The organism is Micromonospora sp. NPDC005174, assembly GCF_040608495.1.
Lineage (GTDB): Bacteria > Actinomycetota > Actinomycetes > Mycobacteriales > Micromonosporaceae > Micromonospora.
In genome coordinates, this window is record NZ_JBEXIJ010000023.1 from 97,918 (window position 1) to 104,489 (window position 6,572).

A 6,572-nucleotide genomic window follows, 5' to 3' on the forward strand; every position below is an offset into this window, starting at 1 on the left:
GACGTCGCCGCAGCGGTTTGGGCCGCCGCAGGCAGCCCTACAACATCTCCAGCGGTTGCGGGCCGGTAGGAGGCGGGAATGCTTTGTCGAGTGACGTGAGGTCATCGTCGGTCAGATTCAGGTCGCGTGCTTCCGCGTTCTCCCGGGTGTGTTCCGAGTTGGACGATCGGGGAATGGCCGCGACCGCTTCCTGCCTCAGCACCCAGGCCAGCGCGACCTGGGCGGGCGTCGCCTCATGCCGCGCGGCGACCTCCGCGACCTGTTCGTGGCCAAGCAGTCTGCCCTGCTCGATCGGGGAGTACGCCATCACTGGGATCCGGTGTTCACGTAGCCAGGGCAGCAGGTCGTACTCGGGGCCGCGGCGGGTGAGGTTGTACAGGATCTGGTTGGTGGCGCAGCCGTTTCCGCCCGCGTCGAGTAGCTCGGTCATGTCGGAAAGGTCGAAGTTGCTCACGCCCCACTGCCCGATGTCGCCGGCGTCGACGAGTTCGGCGAATGCTTCGATCGTCTCCGCCAGTGGATGTGTGCCGCGCCAGTGCAGCAGATAGAGGTCGATGTGGTCGACGCCGAGTCGTTGCAGGCTGCGGCGGCAGGCCTGCACGGCTCCCTGCCGGCTGGCGTTGGACGGCAGCACCTTGTCGACCAGGAACACATCGCCGCGTCGTCCGACAATAGCCTCGCCGACAAGTTCCTCGGACGCGCCATCGCCGTACATCTCCGCGGTGTCGATCAAGGTCATACCCAGGTCCAGGCCAGTGTGCAGGGCGGCTATCTCGTCCCGTCGCCGCGCGGGGCGCTCCCCCAGGTACCACGTGCCCTGGCCGAGCACGGGCATGGTCTGACCGGAGGGCAGTTCGATGGGAGCGGTAGGGAGGGTCATGTCGGCCTTTCTGGGCCTCGGCACCGGTGGTTGTGTGCGTTACCCGCTCCGACAGCAAGCACTCTCGTAGGGTGCGCAGACCTGCCTGATCGGCGAGCGGATCGACCCGTCCGCCCTTGAGCGGCGCTCGGTGAGCTGTTTCCCGGTTCTGCCACCGGGAAGACGACCGCGAACGAACGATGCGCCGCCGACGGGGCGGCGCCGCGAAGGAGAGGCCGCCCAAGATGGCGCAGAGCCAGCAGCCACTGACCGGCAAACGAATCGCCTGCCTCGCCGCCGACGGGGTGGAGGACGTGGAGTACACCCAGTCCCGAGCCGCAGCGGAGCAGGCGGGCGCCGAGGTCCACCTGATCTCCTTGAACTCCGGCGAGATCCAGTCGATGAACCAGGACATCGACCCGGCCAACCGCTTTCGGGTGGACCGGACCGTGAACGATGCCAATGCGGCCGACTACGACGCCCTGCTGCTGCCGGGCGGGACTGTCAACCCCGACCGGCTCCGGATGAACCCGCAGGCGATGGACTTCGTCCGGGCGTTCTTCCAGCAACAGAAGCCGGTGGCGGCGATCTGCCACGGCCCTTGGTCGTTGGTCGAGACCGGCATGGTCAAGGGCCGAACCCTCACCTCATTCCCGAGCCTGCGTACCGACATCCGTAACGCGGGCGGCAACTGGGTTGACCAACAGGTACAGGTCGACAACGGCCTGGTCACCAGCCGCAACCCCAGCGACCTTCCGGCCTTCTGCGCCAAGATGGTCGAGGTGTTCGCCCAGGGCGAGAACGTTCGTCAGATGGCGTCGGCCTGACACGGTGGGGTTCAGGTTCCGGTGGATCAGCCCGGGCCTGAGCGGCTGCCGCTGGCGGTCGCGGCCCGGACCCCGTGCTGAGCAGCGGGACAGGGATCACCTCCATGACGCGACCGATGCACGGATTGAGGTGGTTTTCGAGGGGTATGCGGGCTCTACAGGTCGCGTCCCCGGACTTCCGTGGGCCGCAATGGCTCGGCCGGGAAGCGACCGGATACGGAGGGCCACCCGTGACTCAACTAGCAACCCGAGAGGCAGCGCAGGCCAGGCAGGACGACGTGCGACGGCGAGGACGCCGGCTGGGCTGGATGAATTCTCGGTCTGGGCGTGGCACAGCTCGCGGCACCGGACACGGTGCGCCGGATCAGCGGGGTGGACGACTCGTCGACCTCCCGGGCGGTGGTGCCGCTTGTCGGGGCGCGGGAGTTGGTCCATGCGGCCGGGCTCCTGACGAGCCGTCGCAAGGGCATCTGGGTGTGGACCCGAGTGCTGGGCGATGCGATGGACCTGGCCTCTCTCGGGGTGGCCATGCCCCACCGTGGCGGGCACCGCCGGCGTCGCCTCGTCGGTGTCACCAGCGCCATCGTCGGAATCACGGTGGTGGACCTGCTGACCGCCGTGCAGGCCACCCGCGTCAAGAGGATCGGTTCGGCGCCGGCGATACGAGGTTCACGCGGAGGAGGATCCATGGAGCTGACAGCCACGACGACAATCCGCAAATCCCCACCCACCGTGTACGCGTTCTGGCGTGACCTGGACAACCTCCCGACGTTCATGGCACATCTCGAGACGATCCGTGCCACCGGCGACCGCACGAGCCACTGGTCCGCGAGCGCTCCCTTCGGCAGGAACGTCGAGTGGGACGCGGAGATCACCGACGAGGCGCCCGGGGAGAAGATCGCGTGGCGGTCCACCGGTAACGCCGACGTGCCGAACGCCGGCACGGTCCGCTTCGTGCCCGCTCCGGATGGTGCCAGCACCGAGGTGCACGTCGTCATGTCCTACGACCTCCCGGGCGGCGCGGTCGGCAAGGCGGTCGCCAGGTACTTCGGTGAGGAACCGCACCAGCAGCTCGACGACGACCTGCGCCGGCTCAAGCAGGTGCTGGAGACCGGGCAGGTGGTCCGATCCGAGGGCGCCCCGTGGGGCAAGCGGGCCCGCAAGGAGTTCCCGCAGCGTCCGGCGCAGCCGCTGTCGGACTCCGAGCTGGCCAAGGGGGCAGGCGCGTGAGGGCGAACACCTGGGCGGGCCGCAACAAGGTCAAGGTCCGTGACGTGCCGGACCCGAAGATCCTGAACGATCGCGATGCCGTCGTACGCATCACCTCTACCGCGATCTGCGGCTCGGACCTGCACCTCCTCGACGGGTACGTGCCCACCATGCAGGACGGCGACGTCATGGGCCACGAGTTCATGGGCGAGGTAATCGAGGTCGGCCGGGGCGTCGACCCGGGTCGGCTACGCGTCGGGGACCGGGTCGTCGTGCCGTTCCCGATCGCATGCGGCGCGTGCGGCGCCTGCGCCGCAGAGCTCTACTCCTGCTGCGAGAACTCCAACCCGAACGCCGGAATCGCCGAGAAGATGTTCGGCCATCCGGTCGCCGGGATCTTCGGCTATTCGCATCTGACCGGTGGCTTCGCCGGCGGTCAGGCGCAGTACGCGAGGGTTCCGTTCGCCGACGTCGGTCCCCTGAAGATCGAGGCCGACCTCACCGACGAGCAGGTGCTGTTCCTCTCCGACATCCTGCCCACCGGCTACATGGGCGCCGAGATGTGCGACATCCAGCCCACCGACGTGGTTGCGGTGTGGGGCGCTGGCCCGGTCGGGCAGTTCGCGATGGACAGCGCCCGGGCACTCGGCGCCGCGAAGGTCATCGCCATCGACAAAGAGCCGTACCGGCTGCAGATGGCCGAACGTGCGGGCCACACGACGGTGAACTTCGAGAACGTGGACGTGCGGTCCCGACTGCTGGAACTGACCGGTGGGCGGGGGCCGGACAAGTGCATCGACGCGGTCGGCATGGAATCCACCCACGGTGCCGCGCACGTGCACGCGTACGACCGGATCAAGCAGGCAGTCCGCTCGGAGACCGAGCGGCCGCACGCGCTACGCCAGGCGATCCTGTCCTGCCGCAGCGGCGGCATCGTGTCGGTCATCGGCGTGTACGGCGGCTTCCTCGACAAGTTCCCCGCCGGGGCGTGGATGAACCGGGCGCTGACCCTGCGTACCGGTCAATGCCACGTGCAGCGCTACATGAAACCGCTGCTCCAGCGCATTGAACGGGGGGAAATCGACCCGACCCGGGTCATCACCCACACCCTGCCGCTCGACCAGGCGGAGCGCGGCTTTGAGATCTTCAAAAACAAGCAGGACAACTGCGAGAAGGTCGTTCTCAAGCCCTGACGACCACCCGCATCCGGCCACCGCGACGCGCCCGGTGGCCGGATGCGTGTCCTGCGGCGTCCTTCAGGGCTGATACTGACTGCGGGTGCGGGGAAGCCACTGCGGATGATGGTCGCGCAGGTAGCAGACCAGTCCCTCGCGTAGGTCGCAGCGCAGGTCCCAGGCGCTGGCGCCGTCGGCGGCCGAGGCCTGCACCTGGATGACCACCGTCTGCGGTGTGGAGTCGACCATCTGGAGCACCCACTGGCCGCGATCCCAGAGCGGTGAGGACTCGACCAGCCGGCGCGCTTCCTGGCGCAGGTCATCCAGGTCGGCGGTGTGGTCGACGTGAATCTGGACCTTGCCGATCACGCGGGACTCGTTTCGGGTCCAGTTCTGAAACGGCCGCTCGGTGAAGTACGTCGTCGGCAGGATGAGCATCCGTTCATCCCAGAGCCGGATCACCACGTTGGTGAGCTTCACCTCCTCGACCCGGCCCCACTCACCGTCCACCACCAGAACGTCGCCGACATGCAGCCCGTCGGCGAAGGCGACCTGGACGCCGGCGAACGCGTTGCCCAGCGCGGTACGGGCGGACAGACCGATCAACGCCCCGACCACCCCCGCCGACGTCAACACGGAGACACCGAAGAGGCGTACCGGTCGAAAGGTGATCAGTATCAGGCCGATCGCGACGATCGTGACCACGGCGACGGTGAGCCGTCGCACGGGACGAATCTGCGTCCGAGCACGCCGGACCCGCCGACTGGCGACCGGGTCACCCGGCAGCCGGCTGAACGCGACCGCCTCGGCGACGTGCAACGCCCTGATCACCAACCAGGCCCCGGACAGAACCAGGGCCACCAGGACCGCGTGCCGCAGATGACGCTGCCAACCGACCGAATCCAGCGGCAGCGCGTAGTACAGCGCCCCGGTCAGCAGCACCGCTGCCGCCGGGCGCCGGCAGGAATGCCGCAACGGCTCCAGCAGCCACCGATAACGGCCACGGGCTACCCGACGAATCAGCAAGCCGGAGATCAAGTCCACGACCACCGCCGCCGCCAGCGCGGCTACTACGATCAACGCGGTACGCATCAGAGGCCGTTCACCGTAATCCCGATGCCAGGTTCCCCCGACTTCCTGCCCAGTCCAGGTGCCAGCGTCCCATCCTGCGCAGTGCTAGGCGGCAAACATCGGCGATTGCTGGTGTGCCGGAGCGGTGAGCTTGGCGGAGATCACGGCGACGCCGCACTGCTTTGCGGCGTTCAGAGGGCGGCGATCGAGGTGGGAGCTCGTTCTTGTCGAGCAAGTGCGCGCATCACGTTCAGGGAACCGTGTCGCCAGGCGGCGAGGCTGGTCAACAGATGGATCGTCGCTTCGGTCGCTGCCGCCGGCATCGAGGGCGTCGGCAAGCTGAGGCTGACGGCCAGATCGTCGACGTGCACGACCAGCTCCATGACACGGGTCAGGAGGAAGTCATCGACGCGCAGACCCCACTCGCCGAGGTCCACGATGCGGTCGAGAGGTTGTGCCGGCACGACGGCCCGCAGCTCGGTCAACGCGGCATCGACGGCGTCCGCCAGGCCCTCGGCGGTGATCGACGCGGCTGCCTGCTCGCTGCGACGCCGGATACCGATGTTGTCCACGCTGCCGACGCCTGAGGTCACCCAGGTGTTGCCAGTGAAATGCTCCAGCACCGAGATCGCCGACCTGCCTGGAGCAGCGCCCAGGAAGATCACCGTGTGAGTCACCTGGTAGGCGAGATGACGAGCCAGGCCCCCCATCGAGAAGTCAGGCAACGCGCTGGGCCGGGACCACCGCTCGGCCAGTACCGGTTCACGCAACAGAGCCGCGGCGGTGCCGGCCATGTCGAGGAAGGCAGATCGGATCATCTAATGCACGCTATGCCCTGCGGGCACCTGTCGTCATGGGTGCGCCTGCCCGCGAGGGGCAGTTCGTCGGCCGGGACGTCAGGACAGGTACGAGAGCCATAAGATCCGCCGACATGCTCCGCACCACGCCTCCGCGCCCCTTGGACATCACTGCGGTCTTTCCCGAACTGCGGGACCATTCCGTGACGACCACCCGTCTGCATCCCCGACCGGGCGCTCCGAGCGTCAGGGACAGCTCGGTCGGTGGACCCCTTCTGTGGCCGGCAGATGAGGTGTGGCCCGCCTGCGACGACGCCGGAGCGCACGAGCCATGGAACCTGACGACCCTGGCCGCCCTGCACCGCAGGAGGGAGATCCTCGCGACCGCAGAAGCCCGGGAGCCACTACCGGGTGGGGACTTCTTGACGGCGGATGAGCGGGCCGAGCTCGATTCGGCCGATGCTCTCGACCTGGACGACCTGATCGAGGATCCCATCCCGTTGGTTCCGGTCGCCCAGCTGTATCGACGAGACATCCCGGACTAGGGCCTGTCCTGTCGATCATGGAAGCCAGATGATGGCGGCGATGAGGACAAGGCTGGCCCGGTAAAGGGATGCTCGTTTGGCGTAGCGGG

7 protein-coding genes are annotated in these 6,572 nt (G+C 67.9%); 4 read left to right on the top strand and 3 right to left on the bottom strand.

Annotated features, from left to right (window positions below; all coding sequences use genetic code 11):
• Positions 1–37 precede the first annotated feature (37 nt).
• Entirely contained in the window at positions 38–835 is a 798-nt protein-coding gene (locus ABZU91_RS23210) for an aldo/keto reductase (protein ID WP_355244046.1), read from the bottom strand.
• 269 nt (positions 836–1,104) lie between these two features.
• Here ABZU91_RS23210 and ABZU91_RS23215 point away from each other — a divergent pair, with 269 nt between their 5' ends.
• From ABZU91_RS23215 to ABZU91_RS23225, 3 genes are all read left to right on the top strand, one after another.
• The gene (locus ABZU91_RS23215; RefSeq protein WP_355244049.1) at positions 1,105–1,686 is read left to right on the top strand and encodes a type 1 glutamine amidotransferase domain-containing protein; all 582 of its coding nucleotides are present in this window, start codon (positions 1,105–1,107) and stop codon (positions 1,684–1,686) included.
• A gap of 327 nt (positions 1,687–2,013) precedes the next feature.
• Positions 2,014–2,916, top strand: coding sequence for an SRPBCC family protein (locus tag ABZU91_RS23220; protein ID WP_355244052.1), 903 nt, complete (start codon positions 2,014–2,016; stop codon positions 2,914–2,916).
• Entirely contained in the window at positions 2,913–4,088 is a 1,176-nt protein-coding gene (locus tag ABZU91_RS23225) for a zinc-dependent alcohol dehydrogenase (RefSeq protein WP_355244054.1), read from the top strand. Before ABZU91_RS23220 ends, ABZU91_RS23225 begins: the two co-directional genes overlap by 4 nt.
• 63 nt (positions 4,089–4,151) lie before the next feature.
• On the opposite strand, the gene ABZU91_RS23230 is transcribed toward ABZU91_RS23225, so the two are convergent.
• Positions 4,152–5,162: a mechanosensitive ion channel domain-containing protein gene (locus ABZU91_RS23230; protein ID WP_355244057.1), complete on the bottom strand. Its 1,011-nt coding sequence runs from the start codon at positions 5,160–5,162 to the stop codon at positions 4,152–4,154.
• A 170-nt stretch (positions 5,163–5,332) separates the two neighbouring features.
• Entirely contained in the window at positions 5,333–5,935 is a 603-nt protein-coding gene (locus tag ABZU91_RS23235; RefSeq protein ID WP_355244060.1) for a maleylpyruvate isomerase N-terminal domain-containing protein, read from the bottom strand.
• A gap of 206 nt (positions 5,936–6,141) precedes the next feature.
• Here ABZU91_RS23235 and ABZU91_RS23240 point away from each other — a divergent pair, with 206 nt between their 5' ends.
• A complete protein-coding gene (locus ABZU91_RS23240; protein ID WP_355244063.1) occupies positions 6,142–6,483 on the top strand; it encodes a hypothetical protein in 342 nt (113 codons plus the stop codon).
• Positions 6,484–6,572 lie beyond the last annotated feature (89 nt).

Bases quoted from the DNA above. Each gene is read 5' to 3' on its own strand.
- ABZU91_RS23215 (WP_355244049.1), top strand. From the start codon at position 1,105: ATGGCGCAGAGCCAGCAGCCACTGACCGGCAAACGAATCGCCTGCCTC.
- ABZU91_RS23235 (WP_355244060.1), bottom strand. From the start codon at position 5,935: ATGGCCGGCACCGCCGCGGCTCTGTTGCGTGAACCGGTACTGGCCGAG.
- ABZU91_RS23210 (WP_355244046.1), bottom strand. From the start codon at position 835: ATGCCCGTGCTCGGCCAGGGCACGTGGTACCTGGGGGAGCGCCCCGCG.
- ABZU91_RS23230 (WP_355244057.1), bottom strand. From the start codon at position 5,162: ATGCGTACCGCGTTGATCGTAGTAGCCGCGCTGGCGGCGGCGGTGGTC.